The organism is Paractinoplanes rhizophilus, assembly GCF_042664765.1.
GTDB classification, from domain to species: domain Bacteria; phylum Actinomycetota; class Actinomycetes; order Mycobacteriales; family Micromonosporaceae; genus Actinoplanes; species Actinoplanes rhizophilus.
In genome coordinates, this window is the sequence record NZ_JBHTBJ010000052.1 from 1 (window position 1) to 22,469 (window position 22,469).

General features: G+C 72.1%; 18 protein-coding genes. 7 read left to right on the plus strand and 11 right to left on the minus strand.

Features of this window, described 5'->3' with window-relative positions:
• Positions 1-308 precede the first annotated feature (308 nt).
• Positions 309-710 (minus strand): NUDIX hydrolase, encoded by a 402-nt coding sequence (locus ACFQS1_RS36375; RefSeq protein WP_378976827.1) that lies wholly within the window; start codon positions 708-710, stop codon positions 309-311.
• A 53-nt stretch (positions 711-763) separates the two neighbouring features.
• Here ACFQS1_RS36375 and ACFQS1_RS36380 point away from each other — a divergent pair, with 53 nt between their 5' ends.
• Together ACFQS1_RS36380 and ACFQS1_RS36385 are read left to right on the plus strand one after the other, a co-directional pair.
• On the plus strand, positions 764-4,705 hold the full coding sequence (locus tag ACFQS1_RS36380) for a trypsin-like peptidase domain-containing protein (protein ID WP_378976829.1): 3,942 nt from the start codon (positions 764-766) through the stop codon (positions 4,703-4,705).
• Positions 4,702-5,796, plus strand: a complete 1,095-nt coding sequence (locus ACFQS1_RS36385; protein ID WP_378976831.1) for an FxsB family cyclophane-forming radical SAM/SPASM peptide maturase — start codon at positions 4,702-4,704, stop codon at positions 5,794-5,796. The genes ACFQS1_RS36380 and ACFQS1_RS36385 overlap by 4 nt, the downstream gene beginning before the upstream one ends.
• Before the next feature lie 75 nt (positions 5,797-5,871).
• Here the strand turns inward: ACFQS1_RS36385 and ACFQS1_RS36390 are convergent, their stop codons facing one another.
• Genes ACFQS1_RS36390 through ACFQS1_RS36405 form a run of 4 tightly spaced genes read right to left on the minus strand, consistent with a single transcriptional unit; the run spans position 5,872 to position 9,681 of the window.
• On the minus strand, positions 5,872-6,738 hold the full coding sequence (locus ACFQS1_RS36390; RefSeq protein ID WP_378976833.1) for a L,D-transpeptidase: 867 nt from the start codon (positions 6,736-6,738) through the stop codon (positions 5,872-5,874).
• A gap of 9 nt (positions 6,739-6,747) precedes the next feature.
• Positions 6,748-7,410, minus strand: coding sequence for a GNAT family N-acetyltransferase (locus ACFQS1_RS36395; protein WP_378976835.1), 663 nt, complete (start codon positions 7,408-7,410; stop codon positions 6,748-6,750).
• A 20-nt stretch (positions 7,411-7,430) separates the two neighbouring features.
• Positions 7,431-8,921 carry a glycerol kinase GlpK gene (gene glpK / locus ACFQS1_RS36400; protein ID WP_378976837.1) on the minus strand — a complete coding sequence of 497 codons (1,491 nt, stop codon included), beginning with the start codon at positions 8,919-8,921 and terminating at the stop codon, positions 7,431-7,433.
• A gap of 7 nt (positions 8,922-8,928) precedes the next feature.
• On the minus strand, positions 8,929-9,681 hold the full coding sequence (locus tag ACFQS1_RS36405; RefSeq protein ID WP_378976839.1) for an IclR family transcriptional regulator: 753 nt from the start codon (positions 9,679-9,681) through the stop codon (positions 8,929-8,931).
• A 140-nt stretch (positions 9,682-9,821) separates the two neighbouring features.
• Here ACFQS1_RS36405 and ACFQS1_RS36410 point away from each other — a divergent pair, with 140 nt between their 5' ends.
• From ACFQS1_RS36410 to ACFQS1_RS36420, 3 genes are read left to right on the plus strand one after another with little or no spacing between them, the layout of a single operon-like run.
• Complete coding sequence (locus tag ACFQS1_RS36410; protein WP_378976841.1) at positions 9,822-10,664, plus strand: MIP/aquaporin family protein; 843 nt, start codon at positions 9,822-9,824, stop codon at positions 10,662-10,664.
• Positions 10,657-12,174, plus strand: a complete 1,518-nt coding sequence (gene glpK, locus ACFQS1_RS36415; protein ID WP_378976843.1) for a glycerol kinase GlpK — start codon at positions 10,657-10,659, stop codon at positions 12,172-12,174. The genes ACFQS1_RS36410 and glpK (ACFQS1_RS36415) overlap by 8 nt, the downstream gene beginning before the upstream one ends.
• Positions 12,174-13,871: a glycerol-3-phosphate dehydrogenase/oxidase gene (locus ACFQS1_RS36420; protein ID WP_378976845.1), complete on the plus strand. Its 1,698-nt coding sequence runs from the start codon at positions 12,174-12,176 to the stop codon at positions 13,869-13,871. The genes glpK (ACFQS1_RS36415) and ACFQS1_RS36420 overlap by 1 nt, the downstream gene beginning before the upstream one ends.
• A gap of 159 nt (positions 13,872-14,030) precedes the next feature.
• Here ACFQS1_RS36420 and ACFQS1_RS36425 read toward each other — a convergent pair whose 3' ends face one another.
• From ACFQS1_RS36425 to fabG, 6 genes are all read right to left on the minus strand, one after another.
• On the minus strand, positions 14,031-15,953 hold the full coding sequence (locus ACFQS1_RS36425; protein WP_378976847.1) for a nucleic acid/nucleotide deaminase domain-containing protein: 1,923 nt from the start codon (positions 15,951-15,953) through the stop codon (positions 14,031-14,033).
• 177 nt (positions 15,954-16,130) lie between these two features.
• Complete coding sequence (locus ACFQS1_RS36430) at positions 16,131-16,622, minus strand: SUKH-4 family immunity protein (RefSeq protein WP_378976849.1); 492 nt, start codon at positions 16,620-16,622, stop codon at positions 16,131-16,133.
• Between the two features lie 501 nt (positions 16,623-17,123).
• Positions 17,124-17,942 (minus strand): HAD-IIA family hydrolase, encoded by an 819-nt coding sequence (locus ACFQS1_RS36435; protein WP_378976851.1) that lies wholly within the window; start codon positions 17,940-17,942, stop codon positions 17,124-17,126.
• Positions 17,939-18,973, minus strand: a complete 1,035-nt coding sequence (locus ACFQS1_RS36440) for a ferrochelatase (protein WP_378976907.1) — start codon at positions 18,971-18,973, stop codon at positions 17,939-17,941. Before ACFQS1_RS36440 ends, ACFQS1_RS36435 begins: the two co-directional genes overlap by 4 nt.
• 19 nt (positions 18,974-18,992) lie before the next feature.
• The gene (gene fabI, locus ACFQS1_RS36445; protein WP_378976853.1) at positions 18,993-19,760 is read right to left on the minus strand and encodes an enoyl-ACP reductase FabI; all 768 of its coding nucleotides are present in this window, start codon (positions 19,758-19,760) and stop codon (positions 18,993-18,995) included.
• Positions 19,761-19,782: 22 nt separating this feature from the next.
• Entirely contained in the window at positions 19,783-20,487 is a 705-nt protein-coding gene (gene fabG / locus ACFQS1_RS36450) for a 3-oxoacyl-ACP reductase FabG (protein WP_378976855.1), read from the minus strand.
• A gap of 88 nt (positions 20,488-20,575) precedes the next feature.
• On the opposite strand from fabG, the gene ACFQS1_RS36455 reads away from it, so the two are divergent.
• The gene (locus ACFQS1_RS36455) at positions 20,576-21,781 is read left to right on the plus strand and encodes a sensor histidine kinase (protein WP_378976857.1); all 1,206 of its coding nucleotides are present in this window, start codon (positions 20,576-20,578) and stop codon (positions 21,779-21,781) included.
• Complete coding sequence (locus ACFQS1_RS36460) at positions 21,778-22,419, plus strand: response regulator (RefSeq protein ID WP_378976859.1); 642 nt, start codon at positions 21,778-21,780, stop codon at positions 22,417-22,419. Before ACFQS1_RS36455 ends, ACFQS1_RS36460 begins: the two co-directional genes overlap by 4 nt.
• Positions 22,420-22,469: the final 50 nt, after the last annotated feature.

The following is a 22,469-nucleotide window of genomic DNA, read 5'->3' on the forward strand; positions in this document are numbered from 1 at the left end:
CTGGCGTTCGCAGCGAACGGCGATTCATCATCCTTGGCTGGCCTCGATCAACATCTGGCCGACTTAGGCGGATATTTCCGGCGCACGTCCCATATAATGGCTGGCTCGTCCAGCCAGCAGGACGCGGCGCCACATCGCGGGATCACATCTCAGCGCGACAGGCCCCAGCCGCCGCAACCACTCGCGACCCGGGCCATGGCAACCCAGCCCAGCCCTCTCCAAGCGCAACGGGCCGCACCACCGCAACCACCCACGACCGCGGCCATGGCAACCCCAGCGCAACGACCCGGATCGGCGGGAGAGCCGACTCAGATATGGCCGGCCGCAGCGAGCTCGGCGACGAGCAACTGGATCGCCGGAGCGCAACGAAACGAATCGGCCGGCGTGAACCACGCGATCTCGCCGATCTCGGCAGAAGCGACCGGCGCCCCCGCGAACACGCCCCCCATGAAGCAGACCAGCCGCACCGACGTGCCGGGCGGACGGTTGTGGGCAGGGGCCACAATCTCCGTGTAGAGGGTGAGATCGGCAGGGTTCAGGACGAGCCCGACCTCCTCGCGTACCTCGCGGGCGGCGGCCTCGGCGTAGGTCTCGCCGGGCTCGGGCTTGCCGCCGGGCAGGTAGAAAGCGTCGGTGTAGTGGGGGCGCACGACCAGGACCCGCCGGTCCCGGACGCAGACCCACGCCGTCGCGATGATCGTGCTCGTCACCGGACGAGCCTATGGTCCGCGACTAGCATGTGGACTTTCGGGGAGGGAGGCCAGTGACGGGACCGGTATCGGATCCGTGGACGCTGGCCGTGCACGGCCGCGAGCGGGACGGGGAACGGGGATTCGAGCCGTTCGGGACGGCCGTGGCGATCTCGCCGAGGCGGGCGCTGACCTGCGCGCACGTCGTCGCGGGCCGGAGCGAGGTGTGGGTCTCGTTCCCCCGGGTGACCACCCTGTGGAAGGTGCGGCAGCAGGTCGAGCGGGTCGAGTACGACCCGGACGAGCCCGGAATCGCCGACGTGGCGGTGCTGCACTTCGCGGAGGACCTGCCGGCCGCGGTGGAGCCGGCCCGGTTGCGGGCGCCGGAGCCGGAGGCGCTGCTCGGGCTACGGTGGTGGGCGTTCGGCTTCCCGGCCAGCAGCCTGCCGCACGGCAACGAGGCGCAGGGCGTGGTGGGCGCCCGGCTGGCGCACGGCTGGGTGCGGCTGGACACCGATTCGCCGTACCCGGTGGAGCAGGGGTTCAGCGGCGGCGGGCTCTGGGTGCCGGACTACGGCGTGGTGGGCATTGTGGGCCGGGCGCGGATCACCGGCGACCGGCGCGGTGACGCGCAGGCGCTGACGATCGCGCAGGCCGACGTGTTCCTGCCCGGCGAGAAGCTGCGCGTGCTGGTCGACTGGACCGCGGCGGACGCGGGGCCGGTGGCGATGTCGTCCTGGGGCTGGGAGCTGGCGACCGACCGGGAGGCGGGCCGGCACTGGGTGCCGCGCGGGCGCGGGGTGACGACCGAGGCCGAGCGCGGATACCGGTTCCGGGGGCGGGCGGCGGCGCTGCGCGAGATCGTGGCGTGGCTGGAACGAAAAACACCCGACCGGCGCGTGCTCGTGGTGACCGGGTCGCCGGGGGTGGGCAAGTCGGCGGTGCTGGGCCGCATCGTGACGACGGCGGACGCGAAGCTCCGGGCCCGGCTGCCCGCCGGGGACGTGGCGGTGCGGGCGTCGCTGGGCTCGGTGGCCTGTGCGGTGCACGCGAAGGGCAAGACCGCGCTCGAGGTGGCCAAGGAGATCGCCACCGCGGCGTCGATTCCGCTGCCGCAGGAGCCCGAGGAGGTCGCGGTCGCCGTCCGCGAGCAACTGAGCGCCGGAAACAAACGGTTCAACGTCGTGATCGACGCGCTCGACGAGGCCGACACCGCCGAGGAGGCCCGCCTGATCCTCAGCAAGGTCGTGCTGCCCCTGGTGCAGACGTGCGCGGAAAAGGGCGTGCAGGTGGTGCTGGGCACGCGCCGCAACGACTCGCGGGGCAGCCTGCTGGCCGGGCTGGCCGGCGAGACCAAGGTCATCGACCTCGACGAGGGCCGCTACTCCGAGCTGGACGACCTGCGGGCGTACGCGTCGGCGACACTGCGGCTGATCGGCGACGAGCGGCCGGGAAACCCGTACGAGGACGAGGCCGTGGCCGACCCGGTGGCCCGCCGGATAGCCGAGCTCGCCGAAGGGAACTTCCTGGTCGCCGGCCTGGAGGCGCGCCGGCGCGGGATGTACGACACGACCGCGGCCGGCCCGGCGAGCGTGACCCTGACGCCGTCGGTCGACGCCGCGCTGGACGCGTTCGTGGCCCGGCTCGCGCCGGTCGGCGGCATGCCGGCCCGCGAGGTGCTGACCGCGCTCGCCTACGCCGAGGCGCCGGGCTGGACCACCGCGCTGTGGAAGGCGGCCGCCGAGGCGCTCGGCGGCCGGATCGCCGAGCCGGCGCTCGACCGGTTCGCCCGCTCGGCCGCCGCCAACTTCCTGGTGGAGACGTCGCAGGAGGGGCACGAGTCGGTGTTCCGCCTGTTCCACCAGGCGCTCAACGACGCCCTGCTGCGCCCGCGCGGCCCGGGCGGCGCCCGCGCCGACGAGCGCGCCCTGGTCGGCGCGTTCCTCGAGCTGGGCCACGAGCACGGCTGGTCGGCAGCCCCGCCCTACCTGCTGCGCTCGCTCGCCGGCCACGCGGGCCGGGCCGGCCTGATCGACGACCTGCTCGCCGACGACGACTTCCTGCTGCATGCCGACCTGCTGCGGCTCATCCCGGCCGCGGCCGAGGCCACGCGCGAACGCGAGCGCGCGCACCTGCTGCGGCTCACCCCGCAGGCGGTCGCCGCGCCGGCTCCGGAGCGGGCCGCGCTGCTCAACGTCGTGCAGGCGCTGCAGTTGCTGCCGCCGGCCATCGCCCACCCGGCCATGCCGTACCGGGCGCGCTGGGCGCACACCGCGCCGCGCGTCGAGCACGCCGCGCTGGAGGGGCACACCGACTGGGTCAACAGCGTGTGCGCGGTGAAGGGCTTGCTGGCCTCCGCCGGGGACGACGCCACGATCCGGCTGTGGAACCCGCTGACCGGCCACGAGCAGGCCGTGCTGACCGGCCATGCCGGACCGGTGAACAGCGTCTGCGCGGTGCGCGGCATGCTCGCCTCGGGCGGCAACGACGGCACGGTACGCCTGTGGAACCCGGCCACCGGCCGCCAGCAGAAGCTGCTCCGCGCGCACACCGGCCCGGTCACCGCGGTCTGCGCGGTCAAGGGCCTGCTCGCCTCGGCCGGCGGCAACACCGTGCGGATCTGGGATCCGGGCACCGGCCACGAGATCGCGGTGCTGACCGGCCACACCGATTGGGTCAAGGCGATCTGCGCGGTCAAGTTGCGCGGCCGCGAGCTGGTGGTGACCGCCAGCAAGGACCTGACCGTGCGGCTGTGGGATCCGGAGACCGGCGCCCAGGAGACGATCCTCGAGGAGGACGCCGCCTGGATGACCACGCTGCGGTCGGTCACCGTCGACGGCCGGTCGCTGCTGGCGGCGTCCACGATCGACGGCACCGTGCGCCTGTGGGATCCGGCGAGCGGCCAGGAGCAGGCGGTGCTGCGCGGGCACACCGGCCCGGTGAACGCGATCTGCGCGATCCGGGGCCGGCTGGCCACCGCGTCCAACGACACCACCGTACGGATCTGGGACCCGCACACCGGCCGGCAGGAGGCGATCCTCGAGGGCCACGCCGACTGGGTGAGCAGCGTCTGCGCCGTCGACGGCATGCTGGCCTCGGCCGGCGGCGACCGGATCGTGCGGTTGTGGGATCCGGCCACCGGCCACCGGCACGCGGCGGCCGAGGCACACGGCGAGCAGGTGCGGGCGGTCTGCCCGGCCGGGACCGGCCTGCTCGCCTCGGCCGGCGAGGACGGCATCGTGCGGCTGTCGCACCTGGCCGACGGGGCCGCGCGGCACGAGTTGCGCGGTCACCACGCCGGCGGGGTCAACGCGCTCGGCACGGTCCCGGTGCGCGGGCAGGCGCGGCTCGCCTCGGCCGGCGACGACGGCACCGTCCGGCTGTGGGAGCCGTCGAGCGGCCGTCCGCTGATCGTGCTGCGCGGTCACACCGACCGGGTGCGCGCGGTCGCGGCCGTGGTGACCAACGGGCGGGTGCTGCTGGCCTCCGGCGGCGACGACCAGACGGTACGGCTCTGGGATCCGGCCACCGGCCACCAGCAGGCGGTCCTCAAGGGACACAACGGCACGGTCAACGCGGTGACCGCGATCGGCGTGGCCGGCCGGGTGATGATCGCCTCCGGCGGCGACGACCGGACCGTACGCCTCTGGGATCTCGCCCCCGGCCGCCGCCCGCGCGTGCTCGCCGGCCACGCCGGCCCGGTCACCGCGGTCCGCGCGATCAACGGCCTGCTCGCCACCGCCGGCGACGAGACCGTGCGCCTGTGGAACCCGGAGTCCGGCCTGCTGGAGGCGGTTCTCGAGGGGCACACCGGCCCGGTCACCAGCCTCGCCGCGGTCGACGGCATGCTCGCGTCGGCCGGCGCCGACGGCACGGTCCGGCTCTGGGACACCCGCACCGCCCGGGCCACCACCATCCCCATCCACTTCCCGGTCAGCTCCTGCGCGGCCGTCGGCGGCGGCCTCGCCGTCGGGGGCACGGCCGGCCTCCTGGTGCTGGAGATCGCCCCGGCGTGACGACCTTCAACGAGTTCGTGGTCAAGGTGCACAGCCGGTGCAACCTGGCCTGCGACTACTGCTACGTCTACGAGTCGCCGGGCCAGTCGTGGCGCGACCAGCCCCGGGTGATGACCGACGAGACGTTCGCCGGTGTGTGCCGCCGGATCGCCGCGCATCGCGACGGGCCGGTCAGCCTGGTCTTCCACGGCGGGGAGCCGCTGCTGGCGGGCACGGCCCGGATCGAGCGCTTCGCCACGCTCGCCCGCGAGATCATCGGACCGGTGCGGCTGCGCCTGCAGACGAACGGAACCCTGGTCACCGCGGCGTTCGCCGCGGCCTGCGCGCGGCAGGGCATCCGGGTCGCCGTCAGCTTGGATGGTGGTCGCGCCGCCAACGACAAGCATCGGGTACGGGTGGGTGGCGGGTCGAGCTTTTCCCGCGTACGGGAAGGGATAGCCCTCCTGACCGCCCAGCGCGACGTCTTCGCGGGTTTGCTGTGCGTGGTGGACACGTCGAACGATCCCGTGCGGACCTACGAGGCGCTGGTCGGGCACCGGCCGCCGAGCGTGGACTTCCTGCTGCCGCACGCGAACTGGGCCGCGCCGCCGCCGCGACCGGGCACCTACGGGGACTGGCTGGTGGCGGTCTTCGAGCGCTGGTATCGCGCGCCGGCGCGGGAGACGCGGGTGCGGCTCTTCGACGACATCGTGACGCTGGTGCTGGGCGGGAGCGTGGCCTCGGAGAACGTCGGGCTGGCGCCGGTCCGGGTGGCGGTCTTCGAGACCGACGGGTCGCTGGAGCAGGTGGACGCGCTGAAGACGGCCTATCCGGGGGCGGCCGCGCTGCCGACCGACGACCTGGACGCGGCGCTGCGCTGGCCCGCGGTGGTGGCGCGGCAGATCGGGGCGGCGGCGCTGGCTCCGGAATGCCTGCGCTGCCCGGTGCGCGACGTGTGCGGCGGCGGGAATTACGTGCATCGCTACCACCCGGCGCGCGGCTTCCGGTCGCCCTCGGTCTACTGCGCCGACCTGCTGAAACTCGTCACACACATCGCGGCGGCGGTGCGCGCAGACGTGGCCCGGCTCAGCGCCTCACCCGGCGCCCGGTGAGCGCCTCGCCCGGCCTCTCCTTCGGCGCGTCTCCCGGCTCCCCGTGAGCGCCTCGCCCGGCCGAGCCCGCTCGGGTCAGTCGAGCACGATGACCGGGGTGCCGGGGCCGATGTGGTCGAGCAGGGTCTGCTGGGCGGCGGCGGGCAGGCGGACGCAGCCGTTGGAGACGCTGCGGCCGAAGGCGGACCGGCGATACCAGGCGTGGATGCCGGTGTGCGCGTCGCGCAGGCCCGGCGCGACGGCGTCCCGGTCGTCCGGCACCGCGCCGAGCACCAGGGCGTCCTTGCCGGCGTAGACCGCGCCGTGGGTACCGGTGCGGCCGAGCACGAAGGTGCGGCCCAGCGGGGTCGGCGTCCGGGTGCTGCCGATCGCCACGGTCCAGCTTCCTTCGCGTACGCCATCTCGCAGCCACGTCAGCTCGTGCGTGCCGCGCCGCACGATGAGCTGGTCGCGCAGCGGCCGCGAATGCCATCCGCTCGCCGGCAGCCAGCCGATGCGGCGGTTGGCCGACGGCAGTAGCACGGCCACCCAGCCCGGGCGGCGCGCCACGATCGGGACCGTGACCTCGACGCCGCGGATGTCCGGGGGCAGGAAGGCTCGGGGCCGGCCGCCCGGGGCGTCGTAGAGGGGCAGCTCCCTGGGGGCGTGCAGCCCTTCGGTGAGCGGCGTGGGGTCCGTTTGGCCGGGGTCCGCCGGGAACCCGCCGGGGACGTGCCGGTAGGTGATGGTGGGCAGCGTCTTCGGCGCCTTCACCGGCTTTATCGGCGCTTTCACCGGTTCGGCCGGCTTCTTGGTCTCCATCGGCGCCGCGGCCGGGGGTGCCACCGGGGCGGCCGCCGGGGCCGCTTCCCGGGACGCCGCCCGGCTCAGGCCCGCGATCACGCAGAACGACAGCACCAGCGCGCACACCGGAGCCGTCCGTCGGGTGCGGGCCAGGCTCACCCGCATACCTTAGGCACCGAGCGGGTGATCACGTGGCATTTCGCCGTCGCGCGGCAGCGGGTGATCGTGGCTGGCGCGTCGTAAGTCCCGCAGGGCCGGCCACTCCGCGGCCACGATCGAGAAGATCGCCGAGTCGCGGAGCCGGCCGTCCTCGCCCGGCGCCCACGAGCGGGACCAGCTGCGCAACACCCCCTCGAAGCGGGCGCCGGCCCGCTCGATGGCGGCGCGGGAGCGGGCGTTGCGGGCGTCGGTCTTGAGGTCGACCCGGGCGACGTGCCACTGCTCGAAGGCGAGCCCGAACAGCAGGCGCTTCGCCTCGGCGTTCACTCCGGTGCCCTGCGCCGAGGCGGCAAGCCAGGTGAAGCCGACCTCGACGGCGCAGAGCTCGTCCCGGTCGTCCCACAGCCGGGGGTTCCAGTAGGCGGTCGCCCCGACCGGCCGCCCCCGGAAGATCTGCGCAAAGGGCATCAGCGCGCCGGCCGCGGCCCGGGCCAGCTGGGCGTCGATGTAGTCGCCGACCTCGCCCGCCCGCGGCACCCAGGTGAATCCGTACGAGTCGCGGTCCTCCTCGGCGGCAACGGCGAGGCCGGCCGCGTGCCGATGCTCCAGCGGCTCCAGCCGGACCAGCGAGCCGTGGAGGACGGGCGCGGAAAGGCCGGCAGGGAAGGGCATGGCGAGACTCCGTTCACGGCCTACGGCCGGGTCCAGTCGAAGGTGCGTTTGACCGCTCGCTGCCAATTCTCGTACTCGCTCGTGCGCACCTCCGGGTCCATCGTGGGCAGCCACTGCGCGGCCCGGTGCCAGTTCTGGCGCAGCCCCTCCAGGTCGGGCCAGTAGTCGACGGCGAGCCCGGCCGCGTACGCCGCGCCCAGCGAGACCGTCTCGGCCGCGAGCGGCCGCACCACCGGCACGTCCAGCACGTCGGCGAGGAACTGCATGAGCAGGTGGTCGGCCGTCATCCCGCCGTCCACCCGCAGCGTCGTGAGGTCGAGCCCGGAGTCGGCGTTCATCGCGTCGACGACCTCGCGGGTCTGCCAGGCGGTGGCCTCCAGCACCGCGCGCGCCAGGTGGCCCTTGGTGATGTACGAGGTCAGCCCGACGATCACCCCGCGCGCCTCGCTGCGCCAGTACGGGGCGTACAGGCCGGAGAAGGCCGGGACGATGTAGCAGCCGCCGTTGTCGGCGACCGTGCGCGCCAGCGTCTCGATCTCGGGGGCGGTGGCGATCAGCTCGAGCTGGTCGCGGAACCATTGGACCAGCGAGCCGGTGATCGCGATGGAGCCTTCGAGGGCGTACGCGGTCGGCCCGCCGGCGATCTGGTAGGCCACCGTGCTGAGCAGCCCGTGTGTCGAGCGCACCAGCTCGTCGCCGGTGTTCAGCAGCAGGAAGCTCCCGGTCCCGTACGTGCATTTGGCCTCGCCCGGCGTGAAGCAGGTCTGCCCGAACAGCGCGGCCTGCTGGTCGCCGAGCGCGGCCCCGATCCGTACCCCCGGAAAGGCCGCCACGGCGGTGCCGAACACGCCGATCGAGGGCCGCACCTCGGGGAGCATCGCCCGGGGCACGCCGAAGAAGGCGAGCGCCGCCGGCGACCAGTCGAGGGTGTGCACGTCGAGCAGCATCGTCCGGCTGGCGTTGGTCACGTCGGTGACGTGCAGGCCGCCGGTGAGCTTCCAGATCAGCCAGGTCTCCATGGTGCCGAAGAGGATCTCGCCGCGCTCGGCGCGCTCGCGCAGCGCCGGGTCGCGGTCGAGCATCCAGCGCACTCGCGGGCCCGAGAAGTATGTGGCCATCGGCAGCGCGGAATCGTGCTCGACCGCGGCCGCCCCGGCGGAATCCGACAGCGTCCGCACCAGGGAGTCGGTGCGGGTGTCCTGCCAGACGATCGCGTGGCCGACCGGCGCGCCGGTGTCGCGCTCCCACAGCAGGGTGGTCTCGCGCTGGTTGGCGATGCCGACCGCGGCCACCTGCGCCTCGGTGATGCCGGCCCGGCGCAGCGCCTCGGGCCCGAGCCGTTCCACGTGGCGCCAGATCTCGGCGGCGTCGTGCTCGACCCAGCCGGGCTTCGGGTAGTACTGCTTGTGCTCCTGCTGGGCCAGGGAGACGAGCCGGCCGCGGCGATCGAACACGATGCACCGGGTCGAGGTGGTGCCCTGGTCGATGGCCACGACGTAGCGCTCGGTCATGATCCCCCTATCGGGTCAGCTCCCGCGAGATGGCGCGGGCCGCGTCCCGGACGTAGCCCACGAGGTGCTGGTGCGGGCGGTAATGGCTGTCGCAGATCCGCTCGACCAGGCCGCTGATGCCGATGGCGCCGACGACCAGGCCGCCGTACCCGCGGATCGGCGCGGCCACCGACGCGATGCCGGGGGTCATCTCCTCGGCCTCGAGGCTCCAGCCGTTGTCGCGCACCTGCTGGAGCTCGGCCGCGAGGGCCGCGGGCGTGCGGATGGTGCGGCGGGTGAATCGGTCGAGCTCCGTCGCGGGCACGGCGCCGGCCGCCCGGTACGCGAGGAGCACCTTGCCCAGCGCGGTGGCGTGCATCGGCAGCAGGGCGCCGACGTCGAGGGTCTGGAACGTGTCGTCCGGGCGGAACACGTGGTGGATGATCTGCACCTGTCCGTCGAGGACCGTGCCGATGCGCACGGCCTCGCCGCTACGCGCCGCGAGCGGGTCGGCCCAGTTGATCGCATGCGAGCGCAGCTCGTTGACGTCGAGGTGGCTGGTGGCCAGCCGCAGCAAGCCGGTGCCGAGCCCGTACCGGCCGGAGGCGCGGTCCTGCTCGACAAATCCGACATGTTGCAGAGTACGAAGAATGCCGTGCGCGGTGCCCTTGGCCAGGTCCAGCGAGCGGGCGATCTCGCCCAGCGCCAGGCGCCCCGACCCGCCCGCGAGCAGGCGCAGGACCGCCGCGGCCCGCTCGATGGACTGCACTGTTCCGGGCACGTTTCCGACTCTATGTCAGGGCGTGAACGCCGACCGTGGTCGAAATTCGACAATGCCGAACGCCGGTCATTGCCCGTGTCCTGCCCGCTACCTAGCGTCCGGTGAATCGGCCCGTCCGGTGAAACGAACAAGGAGGGCACATGGCAGAACGGCTGAAGATCCCGGGCTTGCTGGGCGAACTGCTCGCCGAGTTTGCCGGGACCATGATCCTCATCCTCTTCGGCGTCGGCGTCGTCGCGCAGGTCGTCGCGGGCGGCCTCGGCGACCACGACAGCATCGCCTGGGCCTGGGGCTTCGGCGTGGTGTTCGGCGTCTACGTGGCGGCCCGGCTCAGCGGCGCCCACCTCAACCCCGCGGTCACCATCGCGTTCGCGGCCTTCAAAGGCTTCAGCTGGCGCAAGGTGATCCCGTACTCGCTGGCGCAGATCCTCGGGGCGTTCGTCGCCGCCCTGCTGGTGCGCTGGAACTACAACGACGTCCTGCTCGCGAAGGACCCGGCCCTGACCATCAAGACGCAGTTCGTGTTCTCGACGCTGCCCGGCAACGGGTCGCTGCCGGTCAGCCACGGGAGCGCGTTCCTCGACCAGATCATCGGCACCGCCATCCTGCTGTTCCTGATCTTCGCCGTCGTGGACACGCTGAACACGGCGCCCGGGGCGAACATGGCGCCGTTCATCATCGGCCTGATCGTGGTGGCGATCGGCATGGCGTGGGGCACCAACGCCGGGTACGCGATCAACCCGGCCCGCGACCTCGGACCGCGACTCGCCAGCTTCCTGACCGGCTACGGTGGCGCCTGGCGGGACCAGACCGGGTATCTCTACTGGTGGATACCGATCGTCGCACCGATCATCGGTGGCGTGCTCGGCGCCGGCCTGTACCAGGTGCTGGTCGCGCGGTTCCTGCCCGCCGAGGGGCTGCCGGAGCCGGGCCGGGTTCCGTCGCCCGATGACAAGGACAACTTGGAGGCAACCCGTGGCTGACTTCGTCGGCGCAGTCGACCAGGGCACGACCAGCACCCGTTTCATGATCTTCGATCACGGCGGCAACGAGGTGGCCCGCCACCAGCTCGAGCACGAGCAGATCCTGCCGCAGGCCGGCTGGGTCGAGCACAACCCGGTCGAGATCCTGGACCGGACGATCACCGTCATCCGCACCGCCATGCAGAACGCGAAGTTGCAGGCGTCGGACCTGGCCGCGCTGGGCGTCACCAACCAGCGCGAGACCGCGGTGGTCTGGGATCGCACCAGCGGGCGGCCCTACTACAACGCGATCGTCTGGCAGGACACCCGCACCGACCGGATAGCGTCCGCGCTCGACCGCGACGGCCGCGGCGACGTGATCCGGCGCAAGGCCGGCCTGCCGCCGGCCACGTACTTCTCCGGCGGCAAGATCCAATGGATCCTCGAGAACGTCGACGGCGTCCGGGAGGCGGCCGAGCGCGGCGACGCCATCTTCGGCAACACCGACAGCTGGCTGTTGTGGAACATGACCGGCGGCGTCGACGGCGGCCACCACATCACCGACGTCACCAACGCCAGCCGCACGATGCTGATGAACCTGGAGACTCTCGACTGGGACGACGAGCTGCTCGGCTTCTTCGGGATCCCGCGCTCGATGCTTCCCGAGATCCGGCCCTCGTCCGACCCCAACACGTACGGCGTCGCGCGCTGGCCCGGGACGCTGGGCGGGGAGGTGCCGCTCACCGGCGACCTGGGCGACCAGCAGGCGGCCACGGTCGGGCAGGTCTGTTTCGCGCCCGGCGAGGCCAAGAACACGTACGGCACCGGCAACTTCATGCTGCTCAACACCGGCACCGAGCTGGTCCGGTCGGAGAACGGCCTGCTCACGACCGTCTGCTACCGGTTCGGCGAGGCGGCGCCGGTCTACGCCCTGGAGGGCTCGATCGCGGTGACCGGCTCGGCCGTGCAGTGGCTGCGCGACCAGCTCCACGTGATCCACTCGGCGGCCGAGAGCGAGACGCTCGCGGCGACCGTCCCCGACAACGGCGGCGTGTACTTCGTTCCGGCGTTCTCCGGCCTGTTCGCGCCGTACTGGCGCTCCGACGCCCGCGGCGCGATCGTCGGCCTGTCCCGCTTCAACACCGGCGCGCACATCGCTCGCGCCACCCTCGAGGCGATCTGCTACCAGAGCCGCGACGTGGTCGACGCGATGGCGCAGGACTCCGGCGTCACGCTGGACGTGCTCAAGGTCGACGGCGGCATCACTCAGAACGCGCTTTGCATGCAGCTTCAGGCGGACGTGCTCGGCGTGCCGGTCAGCCGCCCGGTGGTGGCCGAGACGACCGCGCTGGGCGCCGCGTACGCGGCCGGCCTCGCGGTCGGCTTCTGGAAGAACACCGACGAGTTGCGCGAGAACTGGAACGAGTCGCAGCGCTGGGAGCCGACGTGGACGGATGAACAACGCTCCGAGGGGTATGCCCGGTGGAAGAAGGCGGTGCAGCGGACTCTCGATTGGGTGGACGTGGACTGATGACTGCTCTTTCCCCGGAATATCGGGACTCGGCGCTGGCCGCGCTGGCCGGCGCCGAGCTCGACGTCCTGGTCGTGGGCGGCGGCGTGGTGGGCGCGGGCTGCGCCCTCGACGCCACCACCCGCGGCCTGTCCACCGGCCTGGTCGAGGCGCGCGACTTCGCCGCGGGCACATCCAGCCGATCCAGCAAGCTCATCCACGGCGGCCTGCGCTACCTCGAGATGCTCGATTTCGCGCTGGTCCGCGAGGCGCTACGGGAGCGCGGCCTGCTGCTGACCCGGCTGGCGCCCCATCTCGTCCGGCCGGTGCGGTTCCTCTACCCGCTGCGGCACCGGGCCTGGGAGCGGATCTACGCGGGCGCCGGGGTCACGCTCTACGACACCATGGCGCTCAACGGCGGGCTCCCCCGCCATCGCAACCTCACGCTGCGCGGCGCGCTGCGCGAGTGCCCGGCGCTAAAGAAGGACGCGCTGGTCGGCGCCCTGCAGTACTACGACGCCCAGGTCGACGACGCGCGACACACCATGTTCCTGGCCCGCACCGCGGCCGCGTACGGCGCGCAGGTCGCGTCCCGCGCCGAGGTCGTCGGCTTCCTGCGCGAGGGCGAGCGGGTCACCGGCGTACGCGTGCACGACCTCGAGCACGACCGCACCTTCGAGGTACGCGCCCAGCAGGTGATCAACGCGACCGGGGTGTGGACCGACGACACCCAGGCGCTGGTGGGCGAGCGCGGCCAGTTCCACGTCCGCGCCTCCAAGGGCATCCACCTGGTCGTGCCGCGGGACCGCATCCAGTCCAAGACCGGGATCATATTGCGTACGGAGAAGAGCGTGCTCTTCGTGATCCCGTGGGGCCGGCACTGGATCATCGGCACCACCGACACCGACTGGAACCTCGACAAGGCGCACCCGGCCGCGTCCAGCACCGACATCGACTACCTGCTCGAACACGTCAACTCGGTGCTGTCCACCCCGCTCTCGCGCGCCGACGTGCAGGGTGTGTACGCCGGGCTGCGGCCGCTGCTGTCCGGCGAGTCGGAGTCCACGTCACAGTTGTCGCGCGAGCACACCGTGGGCAGCCCGGTGCCCGGCCTGGTCGTGGTCGCGGGCGGCAAGTACACGACGTACCGGGTGATGGCCCGCGACGCCGTGGACGCCTGCGTGCACGGGCTGGGGCGCTCGGTCCCGGCGTCCTGCACCCAGGGCGTGCCGTTGCTCGGCGCGGACGGCTACACCGCGCTGTGGAACCGCCGCCGGGTCCTGGCCACCGAGTCCGGCCTGCACGTGGCCCGGGTCGAGCACCTGCTCTCCCGGTACGGGTCCCTGGTCACCGAGGTCCTCGATCTGATCGAGGCCGACCCGTCGCTGGCCGGCCCGCTCGACGGCGCCGAGGACTACCTGCGGGCCGAGATCGTGTACGCGGCGAGCCACGAGGGCGCCCGCCACCTGGAGGATCTGCTCACCCGGCGCACCCGGATCTCGATCGAGACGTTCGACCGGGGCGTGGCCGCCGCGCCGGTGGCCGCCGCGCTGGCCTCCGGCGTGCTGGGCTGGACCGACGAGCAGACCGCCCGCGAGGTCGAGAACTACCGCCTGCGGGTCGAGGCCGAGCGCCGCTCCCAGGATCAGCCCGACGACGAGACCGCCGACGCCGCCCGCCTGGGCGCCCCCGAGGTGGTCCCGCTCAGCGGTCGCTGACCGGCGCCCGAGGACGCGGAAGGCCGGCGCCCGAGGACGCGGAAGGCCGGCGGCAGGCAGCCGCCGGCCCTCCCGGCCGTTGCCGAGGTCTTGGCCGACCGGCCGTCGCTCAGGGTTGGCCGGCCGGCGTCGCTCAAGGGTTGGCCGGCCGGCCGTCGCTCAGCGCTTGGCCACCCAGCGCACCCGGCGGGTGCGCCACACGGCGACCAGGCCGAACAGGATCAGCGCGACGCCGATCACGGCGATCGCGAAGACCGGCGCGCCGGTGATCGGCAGGCCGCCGCCCTGGCCGCCGTTGTTCCCGTGCGACCCGCCGGCGGTGCCGCCCGGGGACGGGCTCGCCGACGGCGGCTTCGTGATGGCCGGCACCCGGTCGGCGCCGCCGTTGAACGCGTCCTTCTCGTCGGTCGTCCGGGCCACCTCGGTCAGCGACTTCTGCACGGTCGACGGCAGCGCCGGGTACTGCTGCGTGAAGTCGTTGTCGTTCAGCGGCTTCACCTTCACCGGCTGGGTGAAGTCCACGCCGCCGGCGGTGACCACGAACCCGTCCGGCGTCGTGTAGGTGACGCTGTTCAGCTCCTTCAGGTACTTGTTGTAGACGTCCTTCGGGTCCCACGGCTTGATCGCCTCGAGCGTGTCGACGTTGTTGCTGTCGATCCCGAAGTCCTCGGCCGTGCCGTTCTTGGCCATCCGCTGGCGGTACCACTCGGCCGCGACCCGGCTGATGTAGACCCGGCGCAGGTCGACGTACTCCGGCGACTCGTTCACCAGGCGGGTCAACTCCGGCACGATCACCGCGCGGTAGATCTCGCTGGCCTGTTTCGAGTCGCCCGGGCACGTGAAGTCGCTGCCCGGCATCTGGAAGTCGGCGCCCTCGCTCTTCACCTCGAGCGGCGCGTCCAGGATGTAGAGCTCCGACCCCGACTCGCGCACCGTGGCCTGCTTGGGCACGATCCAGTCCCGCTTGCAGAACTTCTCGAGGCCGGCCGCCTGCATCCGGGCCCAGAACTCCTTGCCGATCGGCTGGTTGGGGTCGAGCAGTTTGGTGCCCGACTCCTTGAGCGTCAGGTCCGACTCGAGCAGGACCCGGCCGGCGTCGGTCTGCGCCAGGTCGGCGTCGATGATCCGATCCGGTTCGTCCGGGTTCAGGTTCACCCAGAATTTCGACGGCTGGACCGTCATCCAGACATTCATTGCCGTGTACGCGTCATAGATCGCGCCCGCCCCGTCGGTGGACGGTTTGCCCGGCGTCGTCGGCGCCTTGAACGAGTACGTGTTGCCGGTGGCCCCGTCGGACACGTATCTCAGCTGCACCGCGGAGAAGTCGATGCCGCCCGGCCGTCCGGGTCCGGTGATCCGCTGCGCCGACCGGCCGACACCGCTCTCGATGTTCTCCGGGATGTTGATCCGCCCCGGCGCCCCGTTGGCCTTGAGCTGCTTGAGCGCCAGCGGCTTGTACCCGGTCTTCGCGTTGTTGGCCCGGTCGCGGATCGCCTTTATCTCGTCCGCCGAGTCGCCCGGCCGGCCGTTCCACTGCCACGAGTAGGTGAACTTCTCGCGGAGGCCGAGCGCGCGCAACTTGGGATCACACTTGTTGGCGCACGGCTCCAACTCGGAGAATCCCTCGACGATCGGCGAGGCCCGCGGCGCCTGGTACGACACCCGGCCGGTCGCCGGGTCGAACACGATCCGCTGCGACTTGCCGTTCATCTGGTCGATCAGCCGCTCCTCCGAGTGCGCGACGCTGTCGCTGTACCCGATGATGTACGTGCCGTCCCGCAGCTTCGCGATCGCGTAATTCGACCCGCTCGCGTTCTTGAACAGCTTGTCGGTGGTGCCGCGCGGCTTGTTCTGTTGCAGCCACAGCCGCGCTTTCTGCAGATTGCGGCTCAGCTCGTTGCAGCCGTAGACGACTTGCCCGTCGGCCGTGACCGGCGGGCACCCCGGATCCACCGCCGACAATGCGGCGACGGCCCGGCCGGCGAGCGCCGGGTCGGCCGGCAGCCCGCCGACCAGCGCCCAGAGCAGCAGCAGGACCGCCGCCAGGCGCCCCCACACGGCGGTCCTGGTGGTTCTTTCCATCGATTCCGTCGTCCCTTCTACCCGCGCCGCGAAGTAGCCCCCCGGCCGCGCGGAGTATCGGTTTCGAAGGCCCCGGCACGCGGGGCCTCTCATGCGTGGTCATCAATGCCACGCGGACTCGACGGATCCTAGATGGTCGTTTTCGCCGGGGTCATCCCCTACGACGTTCCGGACATTTCACTCGAAGTCCGAATAAGTGCCGTCGGCAAGCTCGTAGTACAGAGCGTCCCAGTACGTATCGGTCCGGTCCGTCGCCGGGTCGATCCCGGCGATCCCGTCCCGCACCCGCTGAGCCACGTCCGCGCAGGTCTCTAGGTCCCCGTGGGTCAGCTCCCGCTCGTGCTCCAGCACCAGCCGCACCGACCCGCCGAACTGCTCGATGCTCGAGTTCACGAAGTTCGGCGGCAGCCCGTCCGGTCGCGCGAGCTGAACCTCCCCTGTGGCCGAATCGAGACAAAACTCCCCGGCGAACAGCCCCGTCCCGTACCCGAACCGCAGCACCCGCCCGATCCCCGCCACCTCCGCCTCGGCCAGTTCCGGCCCCAGCACGAAGTTGACGCTCTCGTCCAGCTTCAGCATCGCGTCGGGCAACCCGGCGGCGAGAAACCGGTCGCGCAACTCCCCCGGCAACGACTCCCACCCCGGCACTTCTTCGACAGGCGCAGACATGCCGGCCATCCTAGGGCGATGGTGGTCGCGCCTCGGGCCCCCATGACCGACGCTGGGCGCGTTCCACTCGGCGCAGACCCTTCTCCGGCGTCCACTATTTGGCGATTGGGCTCACCATGCGGACGCACCGGGACTGGCGGGAGTCCCGCGTCCCAATTCGCTGGACAGGCCGCCCACTTCCCGAGACGAACGCCCGAAATATCCCTCTAAGTCAGCCAGTCGTTGATCAACGTCCCGCAGCGATGATGAGTATCCGTTCGGTGCAGGCGCGAACTTATCAAGATCGAGAACGGCGTGGCGCGGCGCAGGAACGGGGCAGCGCGGGGTGGGGCGCGCAGGCACACGGCGGGGTCGGCGCGGTGCGCGCGGCGCGGAAGCGGGGCGGTGCGCGCGGCGCGGAAGCGGGGCGGTGCGCGCGGCGCGGAAGCGGGGCGGTGCGCGCGGCGCGGAAGCGGGGCGGTGCCGGCGCGGAAGCGGTGCGGTGCGTACGCGCGGCGCGGGTCAGATCTCGCCGATCAGGTCGGCCACCGAGTTGACGATGCGGGACGGGCGGAACGGGTACTTCTCCGCCTCGGCGCGCGTGCTGATCCCGGTCAGCACCAGGATCGTCTCGAGGCCGGCCTCCAGGCCGCAGAGCACGTCGGTGTCCATCCGGTCGCCGATCATCGCGGTGCTCTCGCTGTGCGCCTCGATGGTGTTCAGCGCCGAGCGCATCATCATCGGGTTGGGCTTGCCGACGAAGTACGGCTCGACGCCGGTCGCCTTGGAGATCATCGCCGCCACCGAGCCGGCGGCGGGGAGCGCGCCCTCGTTGGACGGGCCGGTGGCGTCGGGGTTGGTGCAGATGAACCGGGCGCCGCCGTCGATCAGGCGGGTCGCCTTGGTGATCTGCTCGAAGCTGTACGTCCGGGTCTCGCCGAGCACCACATAGTCGGGGTTGAAGTCGGTCAGCACGTAGCCGGCCGCGTGCATGGCCGTGGTCAACCCGGCTTCGCCGATCACGTACGCCGTGCCGCCCGGCCGCTGGTCGGCGAGGAACTGGGCGGTGGCCAGCGCGGCCGTCCAGATCGACTGCTCGGGCACGTCGAAGCCCATCCGGTTGAGGCGGGCCTGCAGGTCGCGCGGGGTGTAGATGGAGTTGTTGGTGAGGATGAGGAAGGGCTTGCCGGACGCCTTCATCCGGTTGACGAACTCGGGCGCGCCCGGAACGGGCACACCCTCGTGGACGAGGACCCCGTCCATGTCGGTGAGCCAGCTCTCGATGGCCTTTCGCTTCTGGGGTTCATTCTGGGGTTTTCCGCCGCGGGTGGGCTCAGTCATGATGATGCCGCTCCTCGTCGCTGGGGTGCCGGACAGCAGCCGCCGGGGCAGTCGTCCCAGATCGGGAGCGTACCGAGTCGCCGTCGCGGCTGCCCGGCGGTGCGCTCCAGGACCAACTCGCGCACCAGGGCGACGAAGCGCGGGTCGGTGCCGGGGGTGGCCGCGCGGGCGTACCCGAGACCCAGTTTTTCCGCCGTCTCGGCGGCCTCGTTGTCGAGGTCCCAGAGGACCTCGAGGTGGTCGGAGACGAAGCCGATCGGGCTCACCACGACGTCGGTGACGCCCTCCTTGGCGAGGATGGCCAGGTGATCGTTGATGTCCGGCTCGAGCCACGGCACCTGCGGCGGTCCGGAGCGGCTCTGCCAGACGAGGTCCCACGGCAGGTCCGCGGCGGCCTCGGCGGCCACCAGGCGGGCGGTCTCGTCGAGCTGCGCGGTATATCTGCCCCCGGACGGGCCGGCCGTCTCGGCCATCGACACCGGGATCGAATGCGCGGTGAAGACCAGCCGCGTCGTTTGCCGCCGGCTGGGATCCAAGCTTTCCAGGGCTTCGCGTACGGCCGACACGTGCGGCCCGACGAAGCCGGGGTGGTCGTGGAACTGCCGCAGCTTGGAGATCACCGGCGCGCCGGGGCCGACCTTGGCCCGGGCGCGCGCGATGTCCTCCCAGTACTGCTTGCACGACGAGTACCCGCCGTACGCGCTGGTGGCGAAGCCCAACGCGTGGGTGACGCCGTCGTCGCGCATCCGGGCGACGGTGTCCTCGAGCATCGGGTGCCAGTTCCGGTTGCCCCAGTACGCCGGCAGGTCGATGCCGTTCGCCGCGAAGTCGGCCCCCACCGCGGCCAGCAGGTCGCGGCACTGCTGGTTGATCGGCGACACGCCCCCGAAGTGCATGTAGTGCTCGGCGACCTCGGCCAGCCGCTCCTCCGGGACGCCGCGCCCGCGCACCACGTTGCGCAGGAACGGCATCACGTCGCCGGGCTTCTCGGGGCCGCCGAAGGACAGCAGGACGAACGCGTCGTAGACCACCCGTCCATACTGCACCGGCTCAGGTGCCGACCGCGTGGAAGCCCCCGTCCACGTGGATCACCTCACCCGACGTGGCCGGGAACCAGTCGGAGAGCAGCGCGCACACGGCGCGGGCGGCGGGCTCGGCGTCGTCGAGGTCCCAGCCGAGCGGGGAGCGCTCGACCCAGGCCTCCTCGAACTTCTCGAAGCCGGGGATCGACTTGGCCGCCATGGTGCGCAGCGGGCCGGCCGAGACCAGGTTGCTGCGGATGCCCTGGGGGCCCAAGTGCAGCGCCAGGTAGCGCGAGGCGGACTCGAGGCCGGCCTTGGCCACGCCCATCCAGTCGTAGACCGGCCAGGCCAGGGTGGCGTCGAAGGTCAGGCCCACGATGCTGCCGCCGTCCGGCATCAGCGGCAGGCAGGCGGTGGCCAGCGACTTGTACGAGAACGTGGAGACCTGCAGCGCCTTGGCGACGTCCTCCCAGCCGGCGTTGAGGAACTCGCCGCCGAGCACGCTCTGCGGGCCGAACGCGATCGAGTGCACGATGCCGTCGAGGCCGTCGACGTGCTTGCGGACGTGGTCGGGCAGCGAGGCCAGCTGCTCCTCGTCGGTGACGTCGAGCTCGATCACCGGGGCCGGCTTGGGCAGGCGCTTGGCGATCCGCTCGACCAGCGACATCCGGCCGTAGCCGGTCAGCACGATCTCGGCGCCGTTCTCCTGGGCCACCTTGGCCACCGAGAAGGCTATGGAGGCGTCGGTGATGACGCCGGTGACCAGAAGTCGCTTGCCGTCGAGTAATCCAGACACGAAGTTTGTGCTCCTATAACAGTTAATGCCCCATGCCGAGTCCGCCGTCGACCGGGATCACCGCGCCGTTGATGTAGGCGGCGGCGTCCGAGGCGAGGAAGGTCACCGCGGCCGCCACCTCGTCCGTCGTGGCCAGCCGGCCCGCCGGGACGGCCTTGATGATCTCTGCCCGGCGGTCGTCGGACAAGACCGCCGTCATCTCCGTGTCGATGAACCCGGGCGCCACCACGTTCGCCGTGATGTTGCGGCTGCCCAGCTCCCGAGTGATGCTGCGGGCGATGCCGACCAGGCCGGCCTTGCTCGCGGCGTAGTTCACCTGACCGGGGCCGCCGTACAGGCCGACCACCGACGAGATGAAGATCATCCGGCCCCACCGGGCGCGCAGCATCTTGGCGCTGGCCCGCTTGGCGACCCGGAACGAGCCCTTGAGGTTGGTGTCGACGACCCGCTCGAACTGCTCGTCGCTCATCCGCAGCAGCAGCGTGTCGTCGGTGATGCCGGCGTTGGCCACCAGCACCTCGACCGGGCCCAGGTCCTTCTCGATCTGGGTGAAGGCGGCGTCGACCTGAGCGGAGTCGGTGATGTCGCACCGCACGCCGTACAGTCCCTCGGGCGCGCCGCTGCCGCGATGCGTCACCGCGATCCGGTCGCCCTGCTTCGCGAACGCCTGGGCGATCGCCAGGCCGATCCCCCGGTTTCCTCCGGTCACCAATACCGTGCGAGCCACGACGAAACGCTCCTCATACCCAGGTAGGGGGTGCCGGTTGGCACCACGGGGTCACGACGGCACGCCAGCATCGCCGTAACCTGCCGGGGTGGAGACTATCCGCCCGGCGACGAGGCGCAACGCTACCGGGCCGCTGCGCCGTCTGCTCTGGCAGCGGGAGGTGCCGCGGCCCGCGCCGGCGCGTCGTTTCTGGGCGTACCTGGGGCTGCTCGCCCTGCTGGGCCTGGTCGGTTTGGGCTTCGCCGCCGCGGAGTACCTCGAGAACAACCGCGAGCTGCCCGGGATCGTGATCGCGATCATCGCGGCCGGCTCGGTGCTGCCGGTCGCGGTGTGCGCGCGCTGGCCGGTGATGGCGTGGCGGATCGCGGCCCCGATGATGTTCCTCGGGGTGATCAACGCGGCGCCGGCCGAGCCCTGGCCGTGGAACCCGGTGCAGATCCTGGGCTTCCTGGTCGTCCTCGGCCGCCTCACGTTCACCCAGGATCCGGGCGTGGCGGCGGGGGCGACCCTGGTCAGCCTCGTCCCGGTCTTCCTGTACCCGAAGAGCGCGAACGCCGGCGGCGCCGCGGTCCTGCTGATCGCGATCGCGACGGTCGGCAACATCGTCTACCGGTTGCGGCGTACCCGGGAACGGGTCGCCGAGCAGGAGGAGCTCACCGAGGCCGAGCGGGCCAAGCGCTCGGTGCTGGAGGAACGGGCCCGGATCGCCCGCGAGATGCACGACGTGGTGGCCCACCACATGTCGATGATCGCGGTCCGCGCCGAGACCGCTCCCTACCGCGTCACCGACCTGCCCGCGAGCGCCCAGGAGGAGCTGGCCACCATCGCGACGGCGGCCCGGGCGGCGCTGACCGACATGCGCCGGCTGCTGGGGGCGCTGCGGGCCGAGGACGGCGAGGCGCCCACCATGCCGCAGCCGGGCGTGGCCGACCTCGACGACCTGGTCACGACCGCGCGGGCGGCCGGGGTCGACGTCACGCTCACCGCCGTGGACCTGGCCGGCGTGCCCGGGACGGTGGGCCTGGCGGCGTACCGGATCATGCAGGAAGCCCTGGCCAACGCGGCGCGGCACGCGCCCGGCGGCCCGGTGACCATCGACGCTCGCGGCTTTGCCGACCGGCTGGAGCTCACCGTGCGCAACAAGCGCACCGGGCCGTCGGCGCCGGGCGGCGGGCATGGTCTGATCGGGATGCGCGAGCGGGCCGCGCTGCTCGGCGGGGAGCTGACCGCCGGGCCCGACGGATCCGACTTCGTGGTGCAAGCGACATTGCCGTTCGGGAAGGCCTCAGCATGATCAAGATCCTGATCGCGGACGACCAGGCGATGGTCCGCGAGGGGTTCGGCGCGCTGCTCGCCGCCCAGCCCGACATGCTCGTGGTGGGCGACGCGCCCGACGGCGAGGCCGCGGTGGCCAAGTCGCGCTCGCTCAATCCCGACGTCGTGCTGATGGACATCCGGATGCCGGTGCTGGACGGCATCGAGGCGACCCGGCGGCTGGCCGGCGGTCCCAAGATCCTCATCCTCACCACGTTCGACCTCGACGACTACGTCTACGAGGCGTTGCGCGCGGGCGCCAGCGGCTTCCTGCTCAAGGACGCGCCCTCCGCCGACCTGATCAATGCGGTGCGGGTGGTCGCGGCCGGCGAGGCGCTGCTCGCGCCGTCGGTGACCCGGCGGCTGATCGCCGAGTTCGCCTCCCGCAAGGGCGCCCGGCCCCGGCCGGCCGCGCTGAACGCGCTGACGCCGCGCGAGACCGACGTGCTGCGGCTGATCGCGCGCGGCCTGTCCAACCAGGAGATCGCCGACGAGCTCGTGGTGGCCGAGCAGACCGTCAAGAGTCACGTCGGCCGCATCCTGACCAAATTCGACCTGCGCGACCGGGCCCAGGCGGTGGTCTTCGCGTACGAGACGGGCCTCGTCGTACCCGGGTAGGGGTTGGCAATGGGCTCCGCGGGGTGAGGATCGCGGGGGTTTCGCGGCCG

Bases quoted from the DNA above. Each gene is read 5' to 3' on its own strand.
- ACFQS1_RS36395 (WP_378976835.1), bottom strand. From the start codon at position 7,410: ATGCCCTTCCCTGCCGGCCTTTCCGCGCCCGTCCTCCACGGCTCGCTG.
- ACFQS1_RS36410 (WP_378976841.1), top strand. From the start codon at position 9,822: ATGGCAGAACGGCTGAAGATCCCGGGCTTGCTGGGCGAACTGCTCGCC.
- glpK (WP_378976837.1), bottom strand. From the start codon at position 8,921: ATGACCGAGCGCTACGTCGTGGCCATCGACCAGGGCACCACCTCGACC.
- ACFQS1_RS36420 (WP_378976845.1), top strand. From the start codon at position 12,174: ATGACTGCTCTTTCCCCGGAATATCGGGACTCGGCGCTGGCCGCGCTG.
- ACFQS1_RS36460 (WP_378976859.1), top strand. From the start codon at position 21,778: ATGATCAAGATCCTGATCGCGGACGACCAGGCGATGGTCCGCGAGGGG.
- ACFQS1_RS36435 (WP_378976851.1), bottom strand. From the start codon at position 17,942: ATGACTGAGCCCACCCGCGGCGGAAAACCCCAGAATGAACCCCAGAAG.
- ACFQS1_RS36430 (WP_378976849.1), bottom strand. From the start codon at position 16,622: ATGTCTGCGCCTGTCGAAGAAGTGCCGGGGTGGGAGTCGTTGCCGGGG.
- ACFQS1_RS36425 (WP_378976847.1), bottom strand. From the start codon at position 15,953: ATGGAAAGAACCACCAGGACCGCCGTGTGGGGGCGCCTGGCGGCGGTC.